This window comes from Acinetobacter sp. YH01025, from assembly GCF_013420185.1.
GTDB classification, from domain to species: Bacteria; Pseudomonadota; Gammaproteobacteria; order Pseudomonadales; family Moraxellaceae; genus Acinetobacter; species Acinetobacter indicus.
In genome coordinates, this window is sequence record NZ_VOYR01000009.1 from 111,388 (window position 1) to 133,969 (window position 22,582).

The following is a 22,582-nucleotide window of genomic DNA, read 5'->3' on the forward strand; positions in this document are numbered from 1 at the left end:
GCTTATTCTTCCACTGCCTGCGCTGGCGACTGGCCCTGAAGCGGCTGAAAATCGTCAAAACGGGTACGATACCCTTCCGGTTTGCGAATAATCAGTTGCTGGCACAATTCACCGCGCTGCAAATATTTAATTTCAAAATGGGTCCGGGCAGAATCGGCGGCAATCCGCTGTTTCTCAAACGGTAGTTTCCATAGCGCCAATAATTGCTGTTCAGCTTCGGCAATATATTCAGGGATATTACTGGCCAGGGTAATCTGTCCATTCGGTTGCAAACGTGACAGCAAAAACTCAAAAAATGGCATGTTCAGCCAGCGCTGGGCCGGATTATGCGGCTCCGGATTCGGATATAAAATAAAGCACTGCTCGACTTGCGCCGGATATAGCGCATGTACAATCCACGGTAAGGCATCGGCATGGACTGGCTGCAGATTGGCATGCGGTTCTAATCCATGCTGCTTTTGCATGGCCAGAAACTTTTCCCGGGTGCGCTCAATCGCATACAGGGTTTGCTCAGGATGTTGCCCACTGAACAACAGCGCGTGCTTGCCTTTGCCTGCACCAATTTCGATACAGACAGGAGTATTGGCAATGGCTTGAAAGTCACGCGGAGCATGCATACGCTGGGCTTGAAATTGACGAATGGGCATAATCAGATCAAACTTATAAAAAACCGCACAAGTCTATCAAGTGCAGCTGTTTTTGCCTAATCTAATCCGGGATTTTATCAGGAGACCCGCATGCCACGTACATTCCCTTGCCCACGTTGTGGTGAACCTTCTGTCTGGGAAGGCAATGAATTTCGCCCTTTCTGTTCCGAGCGTTGCAAGCTGATTGATTTGGGCGCCTGGGCCAGTGATGAATATCGCCTGCCGACTCAGGATGCACCCTCGGTAGATAACCCGGAAGACTAAAACCGGTTACGCGGTTTTACAAAAAGCCGCTTTTACTGGAAAGGTGTAATAAAAATCCTACACATTTAAAACTTCTTTGCGCAAACAGCGCACACATTTAAAAATTTTACTGCAAAACGTTACCCTATTCGCATTCGGTTCTTTTTTAAATGGCCTCGAGATTCTAATTATCGAGCCCTGTATGCCCACGCTCCTGAAAATTCTTTTTTTCGCCTTTCTGCTTGCCGCAATCTTAATGCTGGCGGTCGGTTTATATAGTCAGGATACGCTGCTGATTGGGGTGGCGGTATTATTTGCCTTAATGGCCTGGCTGGTGGGCATGGAAGCGAAAAAACAGCTGAATGACCCGTTTCGCAAATAAATGGCAATCAAAACGGCGCAATAAAAAAGTCAGCACTGTGCTGACTTTGGTTAGGGTGAAATTTGCAGATTAACCGGCCTGCCCCGCCACAAAAGGATTGTGCTGTTTTTCAAAACCAATGGTACTGATCGGACCATGCCCTGAAATAAACTGGGTTTCATCGGGCAGGCTAAAACATTCACGCTGGATTGAATCCAGTAATTGCTGATGATTCCCTCGCGGGAAATCTGTCCGGCCAATCGAGCCTTTAAACAGCACATCACCGGTCCAGAGCAAACCGTAATTGGCATTATAGAACATCACATGACCTGGGGTATGTCCCGGCGCAAAACGCACTTCAAACTGTTCATTGCCCAGCTGCAGCTGCTCACCACCTTCCAGCCACTGATCCACCTCGACCTTTTCAGGAATCGGGAAACCATAACGCGCCGATACTTCCTGAATCATATCCAGCCAGAATGCATCTTCCTTATGCGGGCCAATGACCGGCACATCCCAGCGTTTTTTTAAGGCGCCGACAGCACCGGCATGATCCAGATGACCATGAGTTAACCATAAGGCTTTCACAGTTAAGCCCAGTGCTTCAACTTCTGCCTGCAGCTTGTCCGGTTCGCCGCCCGCATCAATCAAAATGGCGTCTTTGCTTTCTGCATCCCAGACGATGGAACAGTTTTGGGCAAATGCCGTGACCGGCACAATTTTGACTTGTAACATGGGTTAAGCGTCCTGTTGAAAATGGGCAAAAGTCTGTTTCAGCGCATCCAGATTAGCCTGAAGCAAGGCATTCAGCAATTGTAAATGATCGTCCCGCTGGTTGAGCGCCGGAATATAGGCATAGTGTTCCCCGCCCGCCTGCTGAAAAATCTCGGCATTTTGTATCGCCAGTTCTTCCAGGGTTTCCAGACAGTCGGCAGAAAATGCCGGACTCATGATTTGAACCGATTTGACCCCCTGCTTGCCCCATTCTTCGAGCAGCACATCGGTATAGGGCTTGACCCATTCCTGCTTGCCAAAACGTGACTGGAAGCTGATCGCCCACTGATCCTCATTTAAACCCAGCGCCTGTGCCACCAGTTGAGCGGTTGTGCGACTGCGCTCGGCATACGGGTCGCCTTTATCGGCATAGGGCTGTGGAATACCGTGAAATGACATCAGCAGTTTTTCCGCCGGACCATGCTCGGCCTGAAATTCGCGCACACTCTGCGCCAAAGCCTGAATATACAAAGGATGCTGATAATAATCGCGGATAATGCTCAGCCCCGGCAAATTGCGCTGCTGCGGAATCCATTTGGCTATAGCATCATATAGCGGCGCGGTAGAAGTTGCGGAATATTGAGGGAATAGTGGCAGGACAAGGAGATGATCTTGCGGCTGCTGGGCCAGCTTTGCCAGCAAAGCGTCGATGCCCGGGTTGCCATAGGTCATGGCTGGCACAATATTCAGCTCAAATTCCGGGTAGAGCGGAGTTAAGGTCTGTCTGATGGCATCAACCTGCGCCTGCAAAATTTCGCGCATAGGCGAATCCTGATTCCAGACCATGGCATAAGCATGTGCCACGCGTTTGGGGCGAAACGGTAAAATAAACAGCCTTAAAATGATTTGCCACAGCAGTTTGGGAATTTCAATCACCCGCTGATCAGACAGGAACTGTTTCAGAAAACGTCGTACCGCGGGCACAGTCGGTGCATCCGGTGTGCCCAAATTGGCCAGAATAATGGTGATTTTCGGTTTCGCAACAACAGACATTAGGCTCTCAGGAATCATCAGGGAACGCGTTTACTTTAACAGCTTTCCCGTCTGTTACTAAATGAATTAATACGTCGATTTATATTGAAAAACACGATCATTATCAAGCAGGTTACTGTCCAGCAACTTCTGCCCTTTGGCTGTAGTCTGCCATAGCATACGCTGGCGTTCATCCCGGCCGGCCTGCACAATCCAGTCATTCTGGCGCATCTGCATTTTAATGGTATGCAAGGCACGAATATTGATTTGCGCCCGTGCCACCGCATGCGCCCGTGGCATTTCACGCCGCGCATCAGTCAGGCCGGTATCATTTAAATATTCATTCATGCGTTTGGAAAAATATTCTTCCGGGGTCGGATGAATAAAGGTCGAGCCTAAAATACTGAACAGCTGCGCCCAGGTCAGCTGTTTTTGTACTTTCAGTTCTTTAAAATTACCATCCTGATAGGCATGCATCCGGTATTCAAACTGGAAAGCTTCATGCATGGATACTTTGGGCAGGCTTAAGAATGGATCGGCTTCGGTCTTGCCAAGTTCATTTTTTAACTGGGCCACTTTGGCCTGTAGCTGCTCGATTTCATCATGCAGGGCCTGGGTATTTTGCGGACGCACCCAGCCCACCACCGGATAACGCTCCAGCATTTGCGGCATATTAAAGCGTACCGCCAGCTCCAGATCACGCAAGCTGCGATAGCAAAACACCTGATCGACTTCCTGCTGTAACAGGCGACGGAATTCTTTAAATTTTTCCCGCAGTTCAGGTTTGGCATCCTGCAAGCTGGCATCACGTGAATCCGGGTCTTCATGCATAAACACAATCATCGGTTTCTGCTTGGTGACCGCGTAAATATATTCCAGATGCATATAGCCCACACCCGATACCGACTGCTCGCCATACTGGCTGCCCAATAACAGCACCACATAATCGCAGTCATCAATCTGACGACGGGCAAATGCCGTACTCAATGGCGTACGCTGCTCCAAGCCCCAGGAAAAGAAGCCCATTCCCACCAAGGTCTGTGTCAATACCATGCGTTCCGGCTGCATCTCTGAACCGGACGTAGAGATAAATACCTGATAGCGTTTATCGAGCATTGGCTCTCCTTCCTTCCCTCAATAGCTGAAGCGCCCAATGGGCATCAGTATTGTTCCCCAATCAAAAAATAAGTCATGCTGAAGCAATCATGTTGCTTTCTTTATGGAGCTGGCTTAGCGTGGCAGATTGGAAATTTTCCAGCGGATCTGCTCAGGCATCAGACGCCCGACAATCGGTTGTAAATGTTCAGCATTTTGACCGCTGACATAACAATGAATCTGCACCTGATCGGCTCGGCTCTGTTCAAATAATAACTCATTTTTCGTTAAAATGCGGGAAGTTTGACGCGCAACGGCAGTTCCTGAGTCAATTAATGTCAATTTCTGACCAAAAATAGACTGAATCGCAGTTTTTAAGAAGGGATAATGGGTACACCCCAGCACCAGATGATCTGCGCCAGCATCCACCACTGGCTGTAACAGTTCACTTAAAGTAGTTAAACAGGCAGCACTCATTTGCGCTCCGCTTTCCACAAAAGGCACCAGCTCAAGCGAGGTTAAAGGAATCACTTTGACCTCGGCCGGCAAGGCAAAACGCTGAATCACGTCTTTAATTAGCTGGCCACGAAAGGTCGCCGGTGTCGCCAGCACAGCCACGGTTTTGGTTTTGCTCTGCAGTACCGCCGGTTTTAAGGCTGGGACCAAACCAACAATCGGGAAATCTTCCCCATAATGCGCACGCAGATAATCCAGGCTAAAGGCCGAAGCAGTATTGCAGGCCACCACTGCAATTTTACAGCCCTGCCGATACAGCCACTCGATAGCCTGAGCGGTCAGTTCGCGAATTTCCTGATCATCACGCGGACCATAAGGCACATGCGCCGTGTCGGCATAATAAACAATCTGTTCATTGGGCAAATGCTGGGCAATTTCCAGCGCCACCGACAAGCCGCCAATGCCTGAATCAAAAATCCCGATTGGCGCATCCGCCTGCGCTCTGGTCATAGGGTGCAACAAAGGAGCAAGGGGATGAATGGCGGTCATGGCAGCGGAATGAGCAGTTTGAAATAGGATGGCTCAAGCTTAAACCTCAGGTGCCTAATTGCAATAGCAAATCACCACTTTTCAGGCTTAAAATTGCATCGCCCTCGGCATTTTCCTGCAAGCTGCCCAGCTCGACCAGATGAAAAAAAGCCGCGCGCTGGATCAGGGCATTTAGGCCAAAACGCACATGCACATAGGGACGCAACTCCCCTTCATATTCACGCATAAAGATCGGATGCTGCTCATCGACAATCACCAGGTCCTGGGTGGTAGTGGTCAGTTGCAGATAGGTCTTGCCTTCAATATCAACTTGATCTACCTGATTGACAAATAAAGGCTCATCTTCCACCTCAATTTCAATCTGCTCGACCGGGGTTTTTAAATAGAACGTGTGACCTTCTTTCCAGAGTACGGTAGAAAACAGCTCAATTAATGACTGGCGCTTCACCAATTGACCTTCGTGCCACCATTCTCCATTGGCTTTTACCGTTAAATCCATTTTGCCACAATGCTTTGGATGCCATTGCTCCAAAGGGGGAATTGACCTTTTGTGACCGGGCTGTGCATCTTTTAAGTATTGCGCAATGCCCATTAAATTTTTATCATCAGAAAATGCTACTTTTTTCGTCGGATTTGGTTCATTGTGCTCATTGTTCATCATTGAATACCCTGCTGACGGAAAAATAATATGATTCAGCCAATTGGCTAGACCAAGGTTTAAAACTATACTAGCCCACAATATAAAAGACACGATAGCAAATTTGTGTCTAGGAACTAAGAACACTCATGGCAGCACCGGATTCTGAGATGACGGTTGCCACCTTCTAGTATTATGAGGAGTCCTACATGGAACACATCGAACGTGAATCGATGGAGTTTGACGTAGTTATCGTAGGTGCTGGCCCTGCGGGTCTGTCTGCGGCGATTAAAATCCGTCAACTTGCAATTGAAAATAACCTGAATGATCTGTCCGTTTGTGTCGTAGAAAAAGGCTCCGAAGTCGGTGCGCACATCTTGTCAGGTGCGGTGCTGGAACCACGTGCCATCAATGAGCTGTTCCCGAACTGGAAAGAAGAAGGTGCACCGTTAAATGTACCGGTGACAGAAGATAAAACGTTCTTCCTGCTGTCTGAAACCACTTCGAAAGAAGCACCACACTGGATGGTGCCAAAAACCATGCACAACGATGGCAACTATGTCATTTCACTGGGCAACGTGGTGCGCTGGTTAGGCCAGAAAGCCGAAGAACTGGAAGTGTCTATTTTCCCGGGCTTTGCGGCGTCTGAAATTCTGTACCATGAAGATGGCACAGTAAAAGGCATTCAAACCGGTGATATGGGCATTGGTAAAGATGGTGAACCGACCCACAACTTTGCCCCAGGTTATGAACTGCATGCCAAATACACCCTGTTTGCTGAAGGCTGTCGTGGTCACTTAGGCAAACGCCTGATCCAGAAATTTAATCTGGACAAAGATGCCGACCCTCAACACTACGGTATCGGCATTAAAGAGCTGTGGGAAATTGATCCGGCCAAACATAAACCAGGTCTGGTGATGCACGGTGCTGGCTGGCCATTGTCTGAAACCGGTTCTTCCGGCGGCTGGTGGCTCTACCACGCGGAAAACAACCAGGTCACGCTGGGGATGATCGTCGATCTGTCTTATGAAAATCCGCATATGTATCCATTTATGGAAATGCAGCGCTGGAAGACTCATCCTCTGATTAAGCAATACTTGGAAGGCGGTAAGCGTATTTCTTATGGTGCGCGTGCCGTAACCAAAGGTGGCTTTAACTCGCTGCCTAAATTCACTTTCCCGGGTGGTTCTTTAATTGGTGATGATGCAGGCTTCCTGAACTTTGCCAAAATCAAAGGCTCTCATACCGCAATGAAATCCGGCATGCTCTGTGGTGAGGCAGTCTTTGAAGCGATTGCTGCTGGTGTCGAAAAAGGTGGTGACTTGGCGATTGCCCGCGTGACTGAGGGTGAAGATTTCTTTGTAAAAGAATTAACCTCTTACACTGAGAAGTTCAACAACAGCTGGCTAAAAGAAGAGCTTTACAACGCGCGTAACTTTGGCCCGGCAATGCACAAGTTTGGTCAATGGTTTGGTGGTGCGTTTAACTTTATCGACCAGAACATCTTTAAAGTGCCATTTACCCTGCATGACTTGGTGCCTGACTTCAGCGCACTGAAAACCGTAGATGCGGTAAGATTTAAGCCGAACTATCCAAAACCGGATGGCAAGCTGACCTTTGACCGTTTGTCTTCGGTGTTTGTATCCAATACCGTACACGAAGAAAACCAGCCAGCGCACCTGAAACTAACCAATGCCTCGATTCCGGTCGATGTGAACTTGCCTAAATGGGATGAGCCGGCACAGCGTTACTGCCCTGCGGGTGTATATGAAATTATGGAAAATGATGATGGTTCCAAGCGCTTCCAGATTAACGCAGCCAACTGCGTACACTGCAAGACCTGTGACATTAAAGATCCATCACAGAACATCACCTGGGTAACACCGGAAGGTGGTGGTGGTCCAAACTATCCAAATATGTAATCTCGATTGAGATCAAAATAAACCCGCGTAAGCGGGTTTATTTTTTCTTTCTTAGATAAATCTAACTCAATACTTATAGCTATTTTTATTTTTGTTATTTTAGTAAAAATATATACTAAAGTTATAGTAAGCCGTTCATGACTGAGTTTATTCTTCCCCATCAAACTGCCAATACACATCCCCCCAATCACTTTCAAAATCAGGGAAAGTATCTCCGTGTTTAAAATATTGGCGTGAGTTTTCTTTGGCAAATGTATACCAGTAACCTGCGTGTGGGCAGGGTTCTCCAGCGAGTACAATATCAATTCTTTCTGGTTCTTGAGCTTCGACTTCCACTCGTTTTAATTCAGGCCATGTACTGTCTTTATCAAATCGAGCAATCCATTGTTTCGCACTTACTACATCAAAACGTGGGTTTGGATCATCTGACCATGCATCTAAGGTCGTAAGTTTTAAGTTATCACAACGTATCGGTTTAATTAGCTCATTTGCCAATACCAATAGATCAGGGACACCTTCTTCAACTGGATAAAGTGAGAGCTCGCCCAAACGGATCCATAGACTATATAGATTAGGATTTTCTGAATCCTCTATTTTAGTTATTTCAATACGTGGATCATTGAGTTTTTCGCGAATTTGCTCTTCACTTAAACCTAACTTTTCTAGCCAATAGGGCGAAAGTAAAAAACACCATGTTGGGGTACGAATTCCTCCACCTAAAGCGTCACGATCTTCTGAGACAAACATATTTTCATGAGAAAACTCCATCCCAGGATGATCTATATCGAGCCCGTAAAAATAATCCGTAAAAGTCCGCTCAACTGTTTCAAACTCTGGAGATACAAATGCAAATTGCCCTGTATTTCCTATTTCATAGCCACTATAGGCTTGAATTGGGTTAAGCTTTTCTAGACACTGCTTAACAAAATGATGCCACCTAACTGGATTAGATCTATACCATTTATCACCAAAGGTTAATTTAATACTAGAATAACGTTCATTTGAGTCTCTAATTTTAGCGCCTAAGGCCCAACGTGCACTTTGATTAGGAGATTCTGCAGATGTTGCACCAATATAGTAAATAAAATGTTTTTTATAAACCGTTGTCATTTCCGTTAACATTTCGTTACGACTTCTAATCCACTTATTAGCCTTTTTCCATACTTCAGTATCACTCCTAAACCTTAATTGAAAAGGCTTATCTATAATAGAATTTTCAAATTCGATATAAATAGCCACAACTTTATTTAATATTTCTACACAATCTTTATTACAAATATAAAAAGTAACACAAGGACAAACACCAAATTCTTGGTTTTCCTCCCCATAAAGAATTGAAGTATCTTGAGGAATATCCCGAACTAACTCCTCTATTTCTTGTTTACTTAAATAGAGTTGTGATGTACTCATTATATTAATTTCCTCTTCTACCTCTTGTATTCCCTTGAGTTTAAGCTTTACTTTGATCCTTTGACGTAGCATCTCCATGTTAACGAAAAATTGAAAATTATTGTTTTTATTCGCAGATGGCTTTGTTGCATAAATATGTAAGCATCTGATTTAAATAAATTTAATTTTGGATCAAAAAATAATCAAAACTTTTAAAATCATATAGTTATGAAATCTTTGTGCAACAAAGCCGGTGTTTTCTAAACTTTTACTGATCTGACTCTCACCATATTCTAAGCGTCTTCTACCACCAACGCCTGTAAAACCGCCCGAAAGGTCATGATCTTGCACTTTAGCTATTATTTTATCAACTTTGCTCAGCTCCCCATTAAATGGGGTTCCAACCCCAGAAACATAAATAGGATGATTTAACTTCACTGGCGACTTTGTACGCTCAATTTCGAATAAACTATAAGATTGTGCATTTCGCCATAACTTTGCTGGGTTGGCGAGCTTTCCTTTATCTTGGTCTGCTTCTAAATTGTTTCCTGTCCCATCAAAAAAAACAGAAATATTAACTACATCCGCACAATCTTGCTTGGCTTGTGGATGCAGATTACTGACATCTTGATTGCTATTTTTTATTTTTTGTAATTGAGAAACCATATTCTTACCTTTTTATTTTTTATCATTCTCATTTAATTCATCAATTAATTCTGATCTTACTTCTAATCCCTTTTTTGTAGCATCAGGCATATTCCGCCCTTCAGTCAGTGTGATTTCAACCGTATCATCTGGATAAAGGTGCACTGCTAAATAGCTTTTTCCTTTTAAGTCCTCTTTGGTCAGATAAGGAACATTTTTTGCAACGTGTTGTTTACGAATATTTGTTTGTCCCCATGTAACATATTGTGGTCCAGTAATAATCGCAGATCGTTTAGTGGCTGCCCCAAAGCCTCCTCCAACCTCCTCGCCATTCACTCGTACAATATATGGTCTATAACTTGGATCATAGCCAAATGATGTGGTCGTTAGAACATAGGTTTTACCGGAACCTGAACTGCAACCAACCAAACCTAAAGCCAAGCCTACTGGCAGCATCACAATTTTTTTAAATATATTCATCACATCACCTGTCGCGACTCCAACTTCTTTTCGAACGGCTTCGAAAAGTTAATATTGATTTGATTTTCACCATATCTTATCCGTCTTACACCACCTGTAAGCTCATAATCTTGCACTGTGGCTATTCTTTTTTCGACTATATTTAGCTCACGATTAAATGAGGTTCCGACACCAGATACATAAATAGGATGACTAACTTGAATCCCCATCAGCACAGTCTTGTTTTTTTGTGGACCAAGATTATCTACATCTTGATTTGTATTCTTAACTTTTTATATTACTTATCATAGGACACCACTATTTATTATTTTTCTCTTTTCGTAGTTTATTTCTCCATTCTAGCCCTTTCTGTGTAGCATTAGGCATGCTTTCAGAATCTGTAAGTGTAATTTCAACACTATCATCCGGATAGAGATGCACTGCTAAATAACTTTTTCCTTTTAAATCCTCTTTGGTTAAATAAGGAATATTTTTTGCAACGTGTTGTTTACGAATATTTGTTTGCCCCCATGTAACATATTGTGGTCCTGTAATAACTGCCGATCTTTTCGTACCGCCACTACCAATTAACTCTTCATTTAACAAAACATCATATGTGCGATAACTTGGATCATAATTAAAGGAGGTTGTCGTAAGTATATAAGTTTTACTTGAGCCTGCACTGCAACCAACCAAACCTAAAGCCAAGCCTACTGGCAGCATCACAATTTTTTTAAATATATTCATCACATCACCTATAATTTTTAATTTACTTAAAGAATATTCCTAACTTCACGTTTCTTTGATGCCAAATTAATTGTGTTAGCATAAAGTTATGTTTTATGAGTTTATTCGTTTTCGTCAACTAAACTCTCTAAGTCTTCCATCGCCTGATCCATTGTCATCATCTTATTTTTCACTTTTAGCAGCACACTTTGAAGCAGCTCTTCTTGCTCGAAAGTATTTTTATATATCAACGTTAGACAAATAAAATTTAAAATATCCCGAGTACCTTCCAAACCATATTCACGTGCTAATGCTATTTTTTCCACAACATACTGGTAAAGTTCCCATTCATTAAAGCCCTCAACTTTAAGTGATGTGCTGAAAAAGCTACCGACACACAAAGTGACCCAAATTGAAGAATTGCTGCCGCACTGCTGGAAACCTGAATCGAATTAAAAATTGGTATGGGATTCAGCGGACGCTTACTTTGGATCGAACCAAATGGCAATATTCCCACGATTAATGAGAGCTCGGTTATATGCGGGCCAATTGGTTGTGCGGTAGATTTTGTGTGTAGGCTTCTTCATTTGGAAATTATATTGCCGAAGGAGTCCTTAAGAATAGCTTTGTGCAACAAAGCCTAAAATAATTAAAATTTACATTTTGATATTTTTAAATAGAAAATTTAATTATACTTTCTAAACCTTGTTCGCTTTACAGAAAAAATTAGAACATTCAAGCTATCACCTATTTACTTTAAAATTAATAATATAGTTCCTAATAGAAGTAAACAAAATGCTGAAATAATTATATTCTTTACGACAGAATTATACCATTGCCCATGTTTTTTTAATAATAAGTTAAGATTTTTATCATTAAGATTAGGAGCTAAAGGAAATAGCCCTTTTGAGAAAACAGTGTCTCGTTTTAATATTTTTAATTCTCTAAACCTTGCAGCTGCAATAATTGCTGTTGTTGTCTCTATCAAAAAAAAATTAGTTAAATCTAATTTTTTAAAATACTTAGGATTGCCAAACAATAATTCTGAGATAGAACCTAGATTTTTTTTAACGTATGCATAGCTTTTGAAACTTGTTATCAATGAGATTGAAAGCCAAAGAGCACCTGTAAGAGCAAATATTATCTCCAAAGTTTTTTCAAACATTTTAATCTATCATCCAATTTATACTACGATCAGCACCATTTCCTATAGTTTCACCGATTTTACCGCCAATAATACCTCCTCCTAATCCACCTAAAACAGCACAAGCCCCTATAACAACTAGTCCAATACCACCAGTCCCTACACCAATTACTAAAGCAGCAGCACCACCGATAGCAGCTCCTTTTGTTCCTCCATATATACTTCCTCCTACTTTCAAAGGCTCAACCAATACAGCTTTTCTAATTTGCTTAGCATCTCCTGTTTCTGCGGATTTGTAAATATTATAGCCACCTTCACCAATACTCATACCAATCATCAAATTACCGCCCCACCTCAGATTTTTACTGATGCGACCTACCTCATTCATATTTTTCAAATATCCAGGTATGCCCCCTTGATAGTTAGCCCCTTTAACAAAAGCTGTATTTTTTAATTGGCGTCGTAAGTTATTGGTCTTAATTCCTGTGTCCCATTGAAATATATTTTTTGAAATCCTATTTTCAAAGTCTTTAAAAAGTGGTGCGTTGGCAGCTTGAAATTTTGCAAAATGTTTATCATTTGATAGACGTGATTTTTTTTCATGTTCAGCTACATAATTCTTCACAATTTGAGAGTATGAACCTAAAGTTTTATTTTTAGCTTCTTCAACGAAAAGTATTGAGCCATCCACAACGTTTTTTGCAGTTGTATAGATTGAGCCAATCATACGGCTTTGTTGCACAAAGATTTCATAACTATATGATTTTAAAAGTTTTGATTATTTTTTGATCCAAAATTAAATTTATTTAAATCAGATGCTTACATATTTATGCAACAAAGCCTAAACTATCTAAAAAAAGACCATAGTTATTTCGCATGGTCTCAAAAAATTCTAACGAGCTAAATTCTTCTAATAAATATACAGCTTTAGGATTTACGCTATAACACATATTTACTTCTTATTCGTCACTTCTAAATACCAAATCGTTTCACCCCAACTATTATTCTCAAACTCAGGAAATACTTCTCCCTGTTCAAAATAACGGGATTGCAATTGATTTGCAGGGCTCCACCAATTACCTGTCTGTTGACAAGTCTGCCCAGCAAAACCTTTTAAATTTTCAGCTTGAATAGTCTCAGATGACCCACCCTCGTCTGCAATTCGTTCAACCAATACCCATTCCGTATCTTCCTCATGATCATATTGTGGGCAATCTGGATCAAGTCCCACTAATGCTTCTATCGCATCATGCCCTTTAAGCAGCAGCTGTGCACTTGCTTCCTGTATTTCAGGAATGTAAATACCATCCTGTGGCACAGTTTCGCCTGTTTTTACCGTAACATTTTGGTTTAACTTATATATTGGTAAAGATGATGGTAAGTTTAACTCTCCTAAATAATCTGAATCATAGTCTTCTTTTAAAAAAGTCATAGGCCAGCTACCAAAAACTGTAGCTTTAATATTAGATGATAACTTACTAGCTTTACTTTGCCATTGATCAAATAAGGCTAAATTACCCTCATCCATCCAATCAGGGAAATAGTCTATTCTTTGATTTCTAAAGTCAGTCACCACATTCCCTGCATATTGTAAAGCAGATAAATCACCCTCTAATAAACGTTTATATCCATAATTTAATGCCTCTAGAGTTGATCGAAAATTAGGCAAAACATGCTCACCCCAAACCACATCGGGCTGTTGTGAAATATGACGGTTCCGATAATCATAAGGTAAATCTTGCATAAATAGCTCGAGCGCATCCTCTGCTGCATCCAGCATATTCTTAAAAGTATCGACTAGTTCGCTAAAGTATTCAGCCGAACTATAGCGTTCTAATAAATAAATTTCTTGAGGATGAATCTTAAACTTAGACATTATTTCTTATTCGTCACTTCCAAATACCAAATTGTTTCCCCCCAACTATTATTCTCAAACTCAGGAAATACTTCTCCCTGTTCAAAATAACGGGATTGCAATTGATTTTCAGGACTCCACCAATTACCTGTCCGTTGACAAGTCTGACCAGCAAAACCTTTTAAGTTTTCAACTTGAATTGTCTCAGATGAACCACCTTCATCTGCAATGCGTTCAACTAGTACCCAAGTACAATCGCCATAAAAAGTCTCAAATGTTTCAGGATCCATTCCAGTCGCTATAACACTTCCTACTCCTCTACCTTCCTCCTCACTTGCTGCCATAAACTCAATTCTATTTCTATCTTCTTCACAAATATAGATACCTGTTTTCCCAACGTTCTCATTAGATTTAACCATTATTTCTGGATTTACCCTATAAATTGGATAAGAGTCAGGTAAAACTAGATTGATTTCATGAAATATATCAGCTTCAGGATAATCAATAACAAGCTCATCAATATTCCAATAGGTTGGATAAGTATTTGAAATAATTGAAGCATAGCTTTTGGCAATTGAATAATAATCCCAACATTCTTTTACTTTATCTGTAGGTAAATCATCCATCCAATGTGGAGAAAACTCACTCAAACCTTTATCATTAGAGCGTATTTCTCCAGTACAACGTAAATAAGTAAAATCACCTGTTTTTATTTTTGCGTATGCAGTCTCTATACGATCCATCGTATTTCTTAAATTAGGCAAAACAGTTCCCCCCCATTGAATATCTGCTTGTTCTGGATATGGTAAACTTCGTAAATTATGCATATAGATTTCAAATAGCTCCTCTAGGCTTTCTAAAAAGAGACGATAGTTGTTGTACATCACTTCAAAGAACTCTAAGGAGCTAAACTGTTCCAACAAATATACAGCTTTGGGATTTACGCTATAACACATATTTACTTCTTATTCGTCACTTCCAAATACCAAATTGTTTCCCCCCAACTATTATTCTCAAACTCAGGAAATACTTCTCCCTGTTCAAAATAACGGGATTGCAATTGATTTGCAGGACTCCACCAATTACCTGTCCGTTGACAAGTCTGACCAGCAAAACCTTTTAAGTTTTCAACTTGAATTGTCTCAGATGAACCACCTTCATCTGCAATCCGCTCAACTAAGGTCCAAGTACAATCACCATATAAGGTCTCAAATGTTTCAGGATCCATACCAGTAGCTATAACACTACCTACTCCTCTATCCTCTTCCTCACTTGCTGCCATAAACTCAATTCTTTTTCTGTCTTCGTCACAAATATAAACACCTGTTTTTTCAACTTTTTCATTAGATTTAACTATTATTTCTGGATTTACCCTATAAATTGGATAAGAGTCAGGTAAAACTAAATTTATTCCATGAAATACATCAGCTTCTGGATAACCATTACTCAGCATATCCATACTCCAATAGGTCGGGTATGTCCTCCCAATAATAGAAGCATAATTTTTTGCAATTGAATAGTAATCCCAGCACCGTCTTACTTTATCTGTAGGTAAATCATCCATCCAATGTGGAGAAAATTCACTCAAACCTTTATCATTAGAGCGTATTTCTCCAGTACAACGTAAATAAGTAAAATCACCTGTTTTTATTTTTGCGTACGCAGACTCTATACGATCCATCGTATTTCTTAAATTAGGCAAAACAGTCCCACCCCATTGAATATCTGCTTGTTCTGGATAGGGTAAACTTCGTAAATTATATGGTAAATTATGCATATAGATTTCAAATAGTTCTTCTAAACTATCTAAAAAAAAACCATAGTTATTTCGCATAGTCTCAAAAAATTCTAACGAGCTAAATTGTTCTAATAAATATGCAGCTTTAGGATTTACTTCGTAATTCATAGTTTTCTCTATCTTGTTTATCTCGGTTTATGTTCTAGCTTGGCAGCCAAACTATAATCGCCCATTTTAGTTTGCAAAGTTGGAACACCCACCATTGAAAAATTGCCAATCTCAGTGTCGGTGCCATAGCCCCAACCTGTCAATTTTCGCTTGCTTAATCCCGAAGGAATTAAATGATCAGGATGAAGTACAATTTGAATCCCACCACCTTTTAAATAAAATTCGCCAAGCTCTTGTGAAGCAGCAGGTCCTTCCCATGCATACAACTTCTGTCCTTTAGGAACTGTATATTCAAGATATTCACCATTAGCATTCCAGCTTGCCCAAACTGCAAATTTATCACGCCAATCTTCACGACTTTTTAGCTTTCCAAACTCAGACTTACGCATCCAACAAATACTGTTATCTAAACTACGTGGATCTAAAACACGATATAAAACTTCACCTTCCTCAATGGGATGAGCCTGCTCAGCGCTACTGCCCTGCTGGTGTATACGAAATAATGGAAAATGATGATGGTTCTAAGCATTTCCAAATTAATGCTGCGAACTGTGTTCACTGTAAGACTTGTGATATTAAAGATCCGTCACAAAATATTACTTGGGTTGTACCTGAGGGTGCAGGTGATATGAGCTATTCGAATATGTAATGTCTTTTAAAACCCTCGCTAAAGTTTTTTTATTAAACTTCGATAAATACGAAAGTTTCCCCTTGAGCGATATAGTTTTATTCTTCACCATCAAAATACCAATATACTTCACCCCAATCTTGTTCAGAAAGCGTTGGTAAAATCTCACCTTTACTAAAGTGCTGACGCTCATTTGGTTGGGCTGGAGTCGTCCAATAACCTGTTTTTGGACATTTATCCCCACCTTTGATTTTAATTTTTTCTACTGAATCTTGTGTTTGTACTTTTTCTGATTGTGCTTTAGAAAAATCAACTAAATCTTTTGGATAAAATTGGTGATCTCGATAAGTGGTGTCATCAATATCTAACAACCATGTAACAGCTGCCGCTTCCCATGACCAATAACCAAAATAACTGATACCTGATCTAATATCAGGTTGTGGATGTTGATCATGATAAGGTTCACGACGACTGGCTTCATACCAATCTTCTAAGTATTGCAACATCATTGCTGGACGTTTTTCAGGTGCAGCATCAAAAACTTTAATGAGCTTACGATAAGGCAAATGACGACGTGCATCATTCGGTGGTATGCCTCGATCTGTTACAAATGGAGCAATCAATCGCTCGATTAAGCCATCTTTTTCCTGCCCTTCAGGAGTTGCTTCTGTATAGTCGATAATCGGCATAATCCGATTCATTTGATCTGTATAGCCTGTAAGTAAGCCGAAGCAAATTAAACGCAAAGCAATATACCAATAATCTTCTGTTCCCAAGGAAATATGCCAGACATAACGTCCACCTGCATCAGGGCTTAAATTATAAAGATGACTCGTTTCAGCATATTCTTCTGTCCAATGAAGAAGATACGGGTAAAGTTCTTTTATGAAATTTAAATCACCACCTGCTGAATATTGTAATGACATCAAATCTAATGCATCTCTCATTCTTTGGTGACCAGATGCTATATATCCACCAAACTTAGAATCATTTTTATAATGACTGAAACCATCTACAACGGTATATAGTCCATTTATAAGTTCTTCAAAATTTTCATGATAATCTTGGGCATTTAAAAAATTATCTCTAAATTTTGTTTCATCATTAATCTCTAGAAATTGCCATTTTTCCCAATCTATTTCTTGATCATTGACTTGTGTTGACATTCTTTTATCTCTCCAACATCTCGTTTGGTAAAACAAATTCTAATTTTATACCGTGTGCGGTTACTGTCAGTGTACACTTTGGCTAATTTAGGCCTTTACATTTCTCATAATGGTTGAAGTTATTTTTTTCTTTGGACTTATGATATTAAGAATGGGCAATAATATTATCCATATAAAAATAATGCCCCGAAGGGCATTTTTAATTCTATTCTTCACCATCATAATACCAATATACTTCACCCCAATCTTGTTCAGAAAGCGTTGGTAAAATCTCACCTTTACTAAAGTGCTGACGCTGATTTGGCTGGGCAGGAGTCGTCCAAAAACCTGTTTTCGTGGATTGCTCTCCACCTTTGATTTTAATTTTTTCTATAGTGGTTTCTGCTGAAACCGATTCAGCTTGCGATCTAGCAAAATCAACTAAATCTTTTGGATAAAATTGGTGATCTCGATAAGTTGTATCATCAATATCTAACAACCATGTAACAGCTGCTGCTTCCCATGACCAATAACCATAATAACTTCTACCAGATCTTAAGTCGGTTTCTGGATGCTGTTCAAAGTATGGTTCACGACGACTGGCTTCATACCAATCTTCTAAGTATTGCAACATCATGTCTGGACGTTTTTCAGGTGCAGCATCAAAAACTTTAATGAGCTTACGATAAGGTAAATGACGACGTGCTTCATTTGGTGGTGTACCTCGATCTGTTACAAATGGTGCAATCAATCTCTCAATTAAGCCATCTTTTTCTTGTCCTTCAGGCGTTGCTTCTGTGTAGTCGATAATCGGCATAATCCGATTCATTTGATCTGCATAACCTGTCAGTAAACCAAAGCATATCAATCGTAAAGCAATATACCAATAATCTTCTGTTCCTAAGGAGATATGCCAGACATAACGGCCACCTGCATCAGGGCTTAAATTATAAAGATGACTCGTTTCAGCATATTCTTCTGTCCAATGAAGAAGATATGGATAAAGTTCTTTTATAAAATTTAAATCCCCGCCTGCTGAATATTGTAAAGATATCAAGTTCAGAGCATCTTTCAATCTTTGATGACCAGATGCTATATATCCACCAAATTTAGAATCATTTTTATAATGGCTAAATCCATCAACAACTGTATATAACCCATTAACAAACGTATCAAATCTCTTGTGATACATTTCTTGCTCAAGCAACTTATCTCTAAATAAACTTGTATCTTTTACTTCTAAACTCAACCATTTTTGCCAATCTATTTCTTGATCATCTACTCGTGTTGACATTCTTTTATCTCTCCAACATCTCGTTTGGTAAAACAAATTCTAATTTAATACCGTGTGCAGTTACTGTCCGTGTACACTTAGGTTTATTTAAGCCTTTACATTTTTCATGATGGTTGAAGTTATTTTTTTCTTTGGACTTATGATATTAAGAATGGGCAATAATATTATCCATATAAAAATAATGCCCCGAAGGGCATTTTTAATTCTATTCTTCACCATCATAATACCAATATACTTCACCCCAATCTTGTTCAGAAAGCGTTGGTAAAATCTCACCTTTACTAAAGTGCTGACGCTGATTTGGCTGGGCAGGAGTCGTCCAAAAACCTGTTTTCGTGGATTGCTCTCCACCTTTGATTTTAATTTTTTCTATAGTGGTTTCTGCTGAAACCGATTCAGCTTGCGATCTAGCAAAATCAACTAAATCTTTTGGATAAAATTGGTGATCTCGATAAGTGGTGTCATCAATATCTAACAACCATGTAACAGCTGCCGCTTCCCATGACCAATAACCAAAATAACTGATACCTGATCTAATATCAGGTTGTGGATGTTGATCATGATAAGGTTCACGACGACTGGCTTCATACCAATCTTCTAAGTACTGCAACATCATCGCTGGACGTTTTTCAGGTGCAGCATCAAAAACTTTAATGAGCTTACGATAAGGCAAATGACGACGTGCATCATTCGGTGGTATGCCTCGATCTGTTACAAATGGAGCAACCAATCGCTCGATTAAGCCATCTTTTTCTTGTCCTTCAGGTGTTGCTTCTGTGTAGTCGATAATCGTCATAATTCGACTCATTTGATCTGCATACCCTGTCAGTAAACCAAAGCATATCAATCGTAATGCAATATACCAATAATCTTCAGTTCCTAAAGAAATATGCCAGACATAACGTCCACCTGCATCTGGGCTTAAATTATAAAGATGACTCGTTTCAGCATACTCTTCTGTCCAATGAAGAATATATGGGTAAAGTTCCGTTAAAAAATTTAAATCTCCACCCGCGGAATATTGTAAAGATATTAAGTTTAAAGCATCTTGTAAGCGTTGATGACCAGCTGCGATATATCCGCCAAATTTAGAATCATTTTTATACTTATTGAAACCGTCTGTAACGGAATATATACCATTCACTAAAATGTCAAATCGTTTATGATACATTTTTGATTCAAGAAAGTTATCTCTATATTTTTTTGAATCTTTTACTTCTAAATTTAACCAACTGTGCCAATCTATATCTTTATCACTTACTTGTATCGACATTCTTTTATCTCTCCAACATCTCATTGGGTAAAACAAATTCTAATTTAATCCCATGCGCAGTCACTGTCCGTGTGCACTTGGGTTTATTTAAACCTTTACATTTTTCATGATGGTCAAATTTATCGCCTGTAATCGTAACTAGGCTTCTATCATAAGGACAACGTATTGCAACGGTTTTTCCAATTTTTCTTTCTGTACTTGGTTTAAAGTTAACACGTCGCCATGCTTCTATTTGTAAAATCAATTTTTCTTCATGTAACTCAATAATTTTTGAGCTTTTTATCTTATTAGCAATCCATAAATGTGACATTTGTACGCCATCACTCACCGTTGTTCCAACGGAGCGTTTCACTTTATCATCTTGGTCTGATGCCATATAAACATCGAGACCCATTTTCAATGCCATCATGGCTGCTTTAGGCGTCATGAGTGTTCGATGACTCAGAGCATTGGTCGCTTTACTGTCTGTTACACGATACTTATGTGCTAGTCGAGCACTATGCCAAACGTGATCGATACCGTTATGACCCGTATCGTGATATTCGTACAGCACACCATTATTGTTAATTTTAGAGCGACTTTTCATGCGTTTTACATAGTAGTAATCTGTTATATGTTCACCACCAGAACCAAGTTCTTGATTCGACCTTCTTTTTCGCTGTAATTGTTGACGTCGCGTTGAAGTATTTTGACGACCTGGGCTTACATTATTTCCTCCAGTATTTCTTGGTACATTGCCATTTTGCTGAGTGCGTGGGGCTGGATTTTGATTTGGTCTACTGGTTGTTGTTGGTGTTCGAGTCGTAATTGGAGCTCTAGCTGTAGTGTTAGGATAAGGAGTTGCTAGTGCCTTTTTATGGGCTGCTTGCATTTCTTTCATAACCATATCAATTTTTTGATTGGCAACTTTCTTCATTTGCTGAAGCTGAGTTACTAATGTTTTTAACTTAGCATTGCCGAGAACAGCTCGGGTCATCCAACTATCAAAAACGCCAATTAAACCATCAATAATTTTATTACTAGTTGTTTGCAGCTCTCTTGTGTATGTATTCCAATTTAAGGTTCTAAACCATTTATCTACATCACCACGTAATGTTTTGCTTGGTATTGCATCCAAAATAGCTCCCATAGCTTTACCTGAACGCAATTGTTTAAAAACAATTTTTAATCCATCACCAGCAATTGGAACAAATGCAACAAGATTAAATACCAAATCAAACCAATTCTCTTTATTATCTGGCTTTTCTGATATTTTAACGACTGAGACAATCACATTCCCGACATCAACGCCTTGACCAACAAAGGGTATACAACCTATCACAACTGCAACAATAATTTGAGCAGGACTGGAGCCACTACCATCAAGTACACCTTTAATCCATTGAGCCGCCGATTCTTCCCCTTTAGCTGTTATTCTCACAGCTTGCGTTGAACCCTTGGCTACGGCAGTATTCATTGTTTATCTCCTAGGTCTAATCTAGAAGTAGAATCATCTGTAAGTAAAATTTCTTCTAAATCATCTGCTATTGCATCGTCTACATCATTTTGTTGTGGTATTAATTGTTCTTCATAATCGCTTACATGATCGTCGTATTCGATATTATTTGACGTGAGCATCTCTTCAATTTCATCAGGGAAATATTCATCTAATAATGCATCAAGTTCCTGTTGATTATATTTTTCAATTAACTGCTCTGCTTCAGTAACACTCATCACTTTTTGATCTTTGAAAGGATTATCAACTTTTTCTCTATCTGGTTTCGCCTCAACACTACTAAAGCCATAGTAGACTTTAGGTTGAGTTTTATCACTAGGAATAGTGACTTTGGCATAACCTTCGGCATCTAGTACTCCTTCTTGGGCAGAACCATCAGCAAAAATCAATTTAAATGGAGCTTGTGCAACAGGTTTTAAGTCATCATAAATGTATTTTAATTCCACTTTATTAGGTAATAATTTAAAGGTAGGTAAAGCTGGAAATTTTGCTGATACATTCTTTCCATTCACAAACTGATGCTGCCCTGCCTTAACCTCAAACTTACCGCCAGTCGTAGGAAAAATCCCCGAAGCATTTATTTTTAGCTGTGAACCACCTGCAGTTAAAACAATTTCTTTAGCACTTTTAAAATCAATAACATCTTCTGTGGAGATGACCTGCACCCCTTTTCTGGCAATAAGATCTGCGCCATCCCCTTGGGCCTGAATTTCGACTTTGCCTTTACCGGCATACAAACGTGCCCCCTCTTGTGCTGCAAACAGGCTTAGTTTCTGGCTGGCATGCGCAATCAAAGACTGTTGTGTGCTGAGGTTAATACTTTCTCCTGCACTGTGGCTAATCTGACCATCCGCAGAGAGATGCACATCTTGCTGACTACTTAAGGCAATAGAGTTTGGTGCAGCCAATACCATGATCGCAGACTTAAAGGCATCTGCTTTGGCAGGGTCGTCATTGGCCAGTGTTT

The 22,582-nt window shown here is 40.2% G+C and carries 25 protein-coding genes and 4 pseudogenes; 4 read left to right on the top strand and 25 right to left on the bottom strand.

Annotation, left to right across the window (positions count from 1 at the left end; genetic code table 11):
• Positions 1 to 2: 2 nt before the first annotated feature.
• Positions 3 to 653: an SAM-dependent methyltransferase gene (locus FTT89_RS10535; protein WP_171066723.1), complete on the bottom strand. Its 651-nt coding sequence runs from the start codon at positions 651 to 653 to the stop codon at positions 3 to 5.
• 84 nt (positions 654 to 737) lie between these two features.
• Here FTT89_RS10535 and FTT89_RS10540 point away from each other — a divergent pair, with 84 nt between their 5' ends.
• A complete protein-coding gene (locus FTT89_RS10540) occupies positions 738 to 911 on the top strand; it encodes a DNA gyrase inhibitor YacG (protein WP_005181919.1) in 174 nt (57 codons plus the stop codon).
• A 181-nt stretch (positions 912 to 1,092) separates the two neighbouring features.
• Positions 1,093 to 1,272 carry a hypothetical protein gene (locus tag FTT89_RS10545; protein ID WP_005181916.1) on the top strand — a complete coding sequence of 60 codons (180 nt, stop codon included), beginning with the start codon at positions 1,093 to 1,095 and terminating at the stop codon, positions 1,270 to 1,272.
• Between the two features lie 69 nt (positions 1,273 to 1,341).
• On the opposite strand, the gene FTT89_RS10550 is transcribed toward FTT89_RS10545, so the two are convergent.
• The 5 genes from FTT89_RS10550 to FTT89_RS10570 form a co-directional block, all read right to left on the bottom strand.
• A complete protein-coding gene (locus tag FTT89_RS10550; protein WP_163146170.1) occupies positions 1,342 to 1,986 on the bottom strand; it encodes an MBL fold metallo-hydrolase in 645 nt (214 codons plus the stop codon).
• A gap of 3 nt (positions 1,987 to 1,989) precedes the next feature.
• On the bottom strand, positions 1,990 to 3,018 hold the full coding sequence (gene hemH / locus FTT89_RS10555) for a ferrochelatase (RefSeq protein ID WP_005181909.1): 1,029 nt from the start codon (positions 3,016 to 3,018) through the stop codon (positions 1,990 to 1,992).
• Between the two features lie 66 nt (positions 3,019 to 3,084).
• Complete coding sequence (locus tag FTT89_RS10560; RefSeq protein WP_127801785.1) at positions 3,085 to 4,113, bottom strand: DUF4062 domain-containing protein; 1,029 nt, start codon at positions 4,111 to 4,113, stop codon at positions 3,085 to 3,087.
• A 114-nt stretch (positions 4,114 to 4,227) separates the two neighbouring features.
• A complete protein-coding gene (gene murI / locus FTT89_RS10565; protein WP_127801786.1) occupies positions 4,228 to 5,097 on the bottom strand; it encodes a glutamate racemase in 870 nt (289 codons plus the stop codon).
• 46 nt (positions 5,098 to 5,143) lie between these two features.
• Positions 5,144 to 5,755 (bottom strand): DUF1285 domain-containing protein, encoded by a 612-nt coding sequence (locus tag FTT89_RS10570; RefSeq protein WP_034598302.1) that lies wholly within the window; start codon positions 5,753 to 5,755, stop codon positions 5,144 to 5,146.
• 188 nt (positions 5,756 to 5,943) lie between these two features.
• On the opposite strand from FTT89_RS10570, the gene FTT89_RS10575 reads away from it, so the two are divergent.
• Positions 5,944 to 7,656, top strand: a complete 1,713-nt coding sequence (locus FTT89_RS10575) for an electron transfer flavoprotein-ubiquinone oxidoreductase (protein WP_180172853.1) — start codon at positions 5,944 to 5,946, stop codon at positions 7,654 to 7,656.
• Between the two features lie 147 nt (positions 7,657 to 7,803).
• On the opposite strand, the gene FTT89_RS10580 is transcribed toward FTT89_RS10575, so the two are convergent.
• The 12 genes and pseudogenes from FTT89_RS10580 to FTT89_RS10630 all read right to left on the bottom strand — a co-directional run bounded on the left by FTT89_RS10580 (position 7,804) and on the right by FTT89_RS10630 (position 16,169).
• A complete protein-coding gene (locus FTT89_RS10580; protein WP_180006762.1) occupies positions 7,804 to 9,066 on the bottom strand; it encodes a type VI immunity family protein in 1,263 nt (420 codons plus the stop codon).
• A gap of 171 nt (positions 9,067 to 9,237) precedes the next feature.
• The gene (locus FTT89_RS10585) at positions 9,238 to 9,711 is read right to left on the bottom strand and encodes a hypothetical protein (RefSeq protein ID WP_228289504.1); all 474 of its coding nucleotides are present in this window, start codon (positions 9,709 to 9,711) and stop codon (positions 9,238 to 9,240) included.
• A gap of 12 nt (positions 9,712 to 9,723) precedes the next feature.
• Positions 9,724 to 10,170, bottom strand: coding sequence for a hypothetical protein (locus FTT89_RS10590; protein ID WP_168369752.1), 447 nt, complete (start codon positions 10,168 to 10,170; stop codon positions 9,724 to 9,726).
• Between the two features lie 297 nt (positions 10,171 to 10,467).
• On the bottom strand, positions 10,468 to 10,896 hold the full coding sequence (locus FTT89_RS10595) for a hypothetical protein (RefSeq protein ID WP_075167225.1): 429 nt from the start codon (positions 10,894 to 10,896) through the stop codon (positions 10,468 to 10,470).
• A 101-nt stretch (positions 10,897 to 10,997) separates the two neighbouring features.
• Positions 10,998 to 11,276: a hypothetical protein gene (locus tag FTT89_RS10600; protein ID WP_228151051.1), complete on the bottom strand. Its 279-nt coding sequence runs from the start codon at positions 11,274 to 11,276 to the stop codon at positions 10,998 to 11,000.
• 84 nt (positions 11,277 to 11,360) lie between these two features.
• Positions 11,361 to 11,462: pseudogene (locus tag FTT89_RS14620) on the bottom strand (IS5/IS1182 family transposase); the annotation flags it as partial.
• A gap of 164 nt (positions 11,463 to 11,626) precedes the next feature.
• Positions 11,627 to 12,040, bottom strand: a complete 414-nt coding sequence (locus FTT89_RS10605) for a hypothetical protein (RefSeq protein WP_168369763.1) — start codon at positions 12,038 to 12,040, stop codon at positions 11,627 to 11,629.
• A 1-nt stretch (position 12,041) separates the two neighbouring features.
• Positions 12,042 to 12,761, bottom strand: a complete 720-nt coding sequence (locus FTT89_RS10610; protein ID WP_228289503.1) for a hypothetical protein — start codon at positions 12,759 to 12,761, stop codon at positions 12,042 to 12,044.
• A gap of 210 nt (positions 12,762 to 12,971) precedes the next feature.
• Positions 12,972 to 13,895 (bottom strand): hypothetical protein, encoded by a 924-nt coding sequence (locus FTT89_RS10615; protein WP_075175634.1) that lies wholly within the window; start codon positions 13,893 to 13,895, stop codon positions 12,972 to 12,974.
• Positions 13,895 to 14,830 carry a hypothetical protein gene (locus tag FTT89_RS10620; protein WP_180006761.1) on the bottom strand — a complete coding sequence of 312 codons (936 nt, stop codon included), beginning with the start codon at positions 14,828 to 14,830 and terminating at the stop codon, positions 13,895 to 13,897. The genes FTT89_RS10615 and FTT89_RS10620 overlap by 1 nt, the downstream gene beginning before the upstream one ends.
• 2 nt (positions 14,831 to 14,832) lie before the next feature.
• A complete protein-coding gene (locus FTT89_RS10625) occupies positions 14,833 to 15,780 on the bottom strand; it encodes a hypothetical protein (protein ID WP_180006760.1) in 948 nt (315 codons plus the stop codon).
• Between the two features lie 17 nt (positions 15,781 to 15,797).
• A complete protein-coding gene (locus FTT89_RS10630) occupies positions 15,798 to 16,169 on the bottom strand; it encodes a hypothetical protein (protein ID WP_180006759.1) in 372 nt (123 codons plus the stop codon).
• Between FTT89_RS10630 and FTT89_RS10635 the strand changes: the two are divergent.
• A pseudogene (locus FTT89_RS10635) lies at positions 16,163 to 16,429 on the top strand (4Fe-4S dicluster domain-containing protein); the annotation flags it as partial. The gene FTT89_RS10630 and the pseudogene FTT89_RS10635 overlap by 7 nt on opposite strands.
• A gap of 77 nt (positions 16,430 to 16,506) precedes the next feature.
• Here FTT89_RS10635 and FTT89_RS10640 read toward each other — a convergent pair.
• From FTT89_RS10640 to FTT89_RS10660, 7 genes and pseudogenes are all read right to left on the bottom strand, one after another.
• Positions 16,507 to 17,574, bottom strand: a complete 1,068-nt coding sequence (locus FTT89_RS10640; RefSeq protein ID WP_180006758.1) for a PoNe immunity protein domain-containing protein — start codon at positions 17,572 to 17,574, stop codon at positions 16,507 to 16,509.
• 4 nt (positions 17,575 to 17,578) lie between these two features.
• Positions 17,579 to 17,686: pseudogene (locus tag FTT89_RS14630) on the bottom strand (hypothetical protein); the annotation flags it as partial.
• 93 nt (positions 17,687 to 17,779) lie between these two features.
• Positions 17,780 to 18,847 (bottom strand): PoNe immunity protein domain-containing protein, encoded by a 1,068-nt coding sequence (locus FTT89_RS10645; RefSeq protein ID WP_180006757.1) that lies wholly within the window; start codon positions 18,845 to 18,847, stop codon positions 17,780 to 17,782.
• A gap of 4 nt (positions 18,848 to 18,851) precedes the next feature.
• Positions 18,852 to 18,971: pseudogene (locus FTT89_RS14635) on the bottom strand (hypothetical protein); the annotation flags it as partial.
• Between the two features lie 81 nt (positions 18,972 to 19,052).
• Positions 19,053 to 20,120, bottom strand: coding sequence for a PoNe immunity protein domain-containing protein (locus FTT89_RS10650; protein WP_180006756.1), 1,068 nt, complete (start codon positions 20,118 to 20,120; stop codon positions 19,053 to 19,055).
• 4 nt (positions 20,121 to 20,124) lie between these two features.
• Positions 20,125 to 21,576, bottom strand: coding sequence for a hypothetical protein (locus FTT89_RS10655; RefSeq protein WP_180006755.1), 1,452 nt, complete (start codon positions 21,574 to 21,576; stop codon positions 20,125 to 20,127).
• On the bottom strand, positions 21,573 to 22,582 hold a 1,010-nt coding region (locus FTT89_RS10660; protein ID WP_180006754.1), incomplete at its 5' end, for a DUF2345 domain-containing protein. The genes FTT89_RS10655 and FTT89_RS10660, both read right to left, overlap by 4 nt.

What these genes read in the sequence shown, in the direction of transcription:
- FTT89_RS10640 (WP_180006758.1), bottom strand. Translation starts at nt 17,574, where the DNA reads ATGTCAACACAAGTCAATGATCAAGAAATAGATTGGGAAAAATGGCAA.
- FTT89_RS10545 (WP_005181916.1), top strand. Translation starts at nt 1,093, where the DNA reads ATGCCCACGCTCCTGAAAATTCTTTTTTTCGCCTTTCTGCTTGCCGCA.
- hemH (WP_005181909.1), bottom strand. Translation starts at nt 3,018, where the DNA reads ATGTCTGTTGTTGCGAAACCGAAAATCACCATTATTCTGGCCAATTTG.
- FTT89_RS10595 (WP_075167225.1), bottom strand. Translation starts at nt 10,896, where the DNA reads ATGAATATATTTAAAAAAATTGTGATGCTGCCAGTAGGCTTGGCTTTA.
- FTT89_RS10645 (WP_180006757.1), bottom strand. Translation starts at nt 18,847, where the DNA reads ATGTCAACACGAGTAGATGATCAAGAAATAGATTGGCAAAAATGGTTG.
- FTT89_RS10615 (WP_075175634.1), bottom strand. Translation starts at nt 13,895, where the DNA reads ATGTCTAAGTTTAAGATTCATCCTCAAGAAATTTATTTATTAGAACGC.
- FTT89_RS10625 (WP_180006760.1), bottom strand. Translation starts at nt 15,780, where the DNA reads ATGAATTACGAAGTAAATCCTAAAGCTGCATATTTATTAGAACAATTT.
- FTT89_RS10540 (WP_005181919.1), top strand. Translation starts at nt 738, where the DNA reads ATGCCACGTACATTCCCTTGCCCACGTTGTGGTGAACCTTCTGTCTGG.
- FTT89_RS10620 (WP_180006761.1), bottom strand. Translation starts at nt 14,830, where the DNA reads ATGTGTTATAGCGTAAATCCCAAAGCTGTATATTTGTTGGAACAGTTT.
- FTT89_RS10585 (WP_228289504.1), bottom strand. Translation starts at nt 9,711, where the DNA reads ATGGTTTCTCAATTACAAAAAATAAAAAATAGCAATCAAGATGTCAGT.
- FTT89_RS10630 (WP_180006759.1), bottom strand. Translation starts at nt 16,169, where the DNA reads ATGCGTAAGTCTGAGTTTGGAAAGCTAAAAAGTCGTGAAGATTGGCGT.
- FTT89_RS10575 (WP_180172853.1), top strand. Translation starts at nt 5,944, where the DNA reads ATGGAACACATCGAACGTGAATCGATGGAGTTTGACGTAGTTATCGTA.
- murI (WP_127801786.1), bottom strand. Translation starts at nt 5,097, where the DNA reads ATGACCGCCATTCATCCCCTTGCTCCTTTGTTGCACCCTATGACCAGA.
- FTT89_RS10605 (WP_168369763.1), bottom strand. Translation starts at nt 12,040, where the DNA reads ATGTTTGAAAAAACTTTGGAGATAATATTTGCTCTTACAGGTGCTCTT.
- FTT89_RS10550 (WP_163146170.1), bottom strand. Translation starts at nt 1,986, where the DNA reads ATGTTACAAGTCAAAATTGTGCCGGTCACGGCATTTGCCCAAAACTGT.
- FTT89_RS10580 (WP_180006762.1), bottom strand. Translation starts at nt 9,066, where the DNA reads ATGAGTACATCACAACTCTATTTAAGTAAACAAGAAATAGAGGAGTTA.
- FTT89_RS10570 (WP_034598302.1), bottom strand. Translation starts at nt 5,755, where the DNA reads ATGAACAATGAGCACAATGAACCAAATCCGACGAAAAAAGTAGCATTT.
- FTT89_RS10655 (WP_180006755.1), bottom strand. Translation starts at nt 21,576, where the DNA reads ATGAATACTGCCGTAGCCAAGGGTTCAACGCAAGCTGTGAGAATAACA.
- FTT89_RS10560 (WP_127801785.1), bottom strand. Translation starts at nt 4,113, where the DNA reads ATGCTCGATAAACGCTATCAGGTATTTATCTCTACGTCCGGTTCAGAG.
- FTT89_RS10650 (WP_180006756.1), bottom strand. Translation starts at nt 20,120, where the DNA reads ATGTCGATACAAGTAAGTGATAAAGATATAGATTGGCACAGTTGGTTA.
- FTT89_RS10590 (WP_168369752.1), bottom strand. Translation starts at nt 10,170, where the DNA reads ATGAATATATTTAAAAAAATTGTGATGCTGCCAGTAGGCTTGGCTTTA.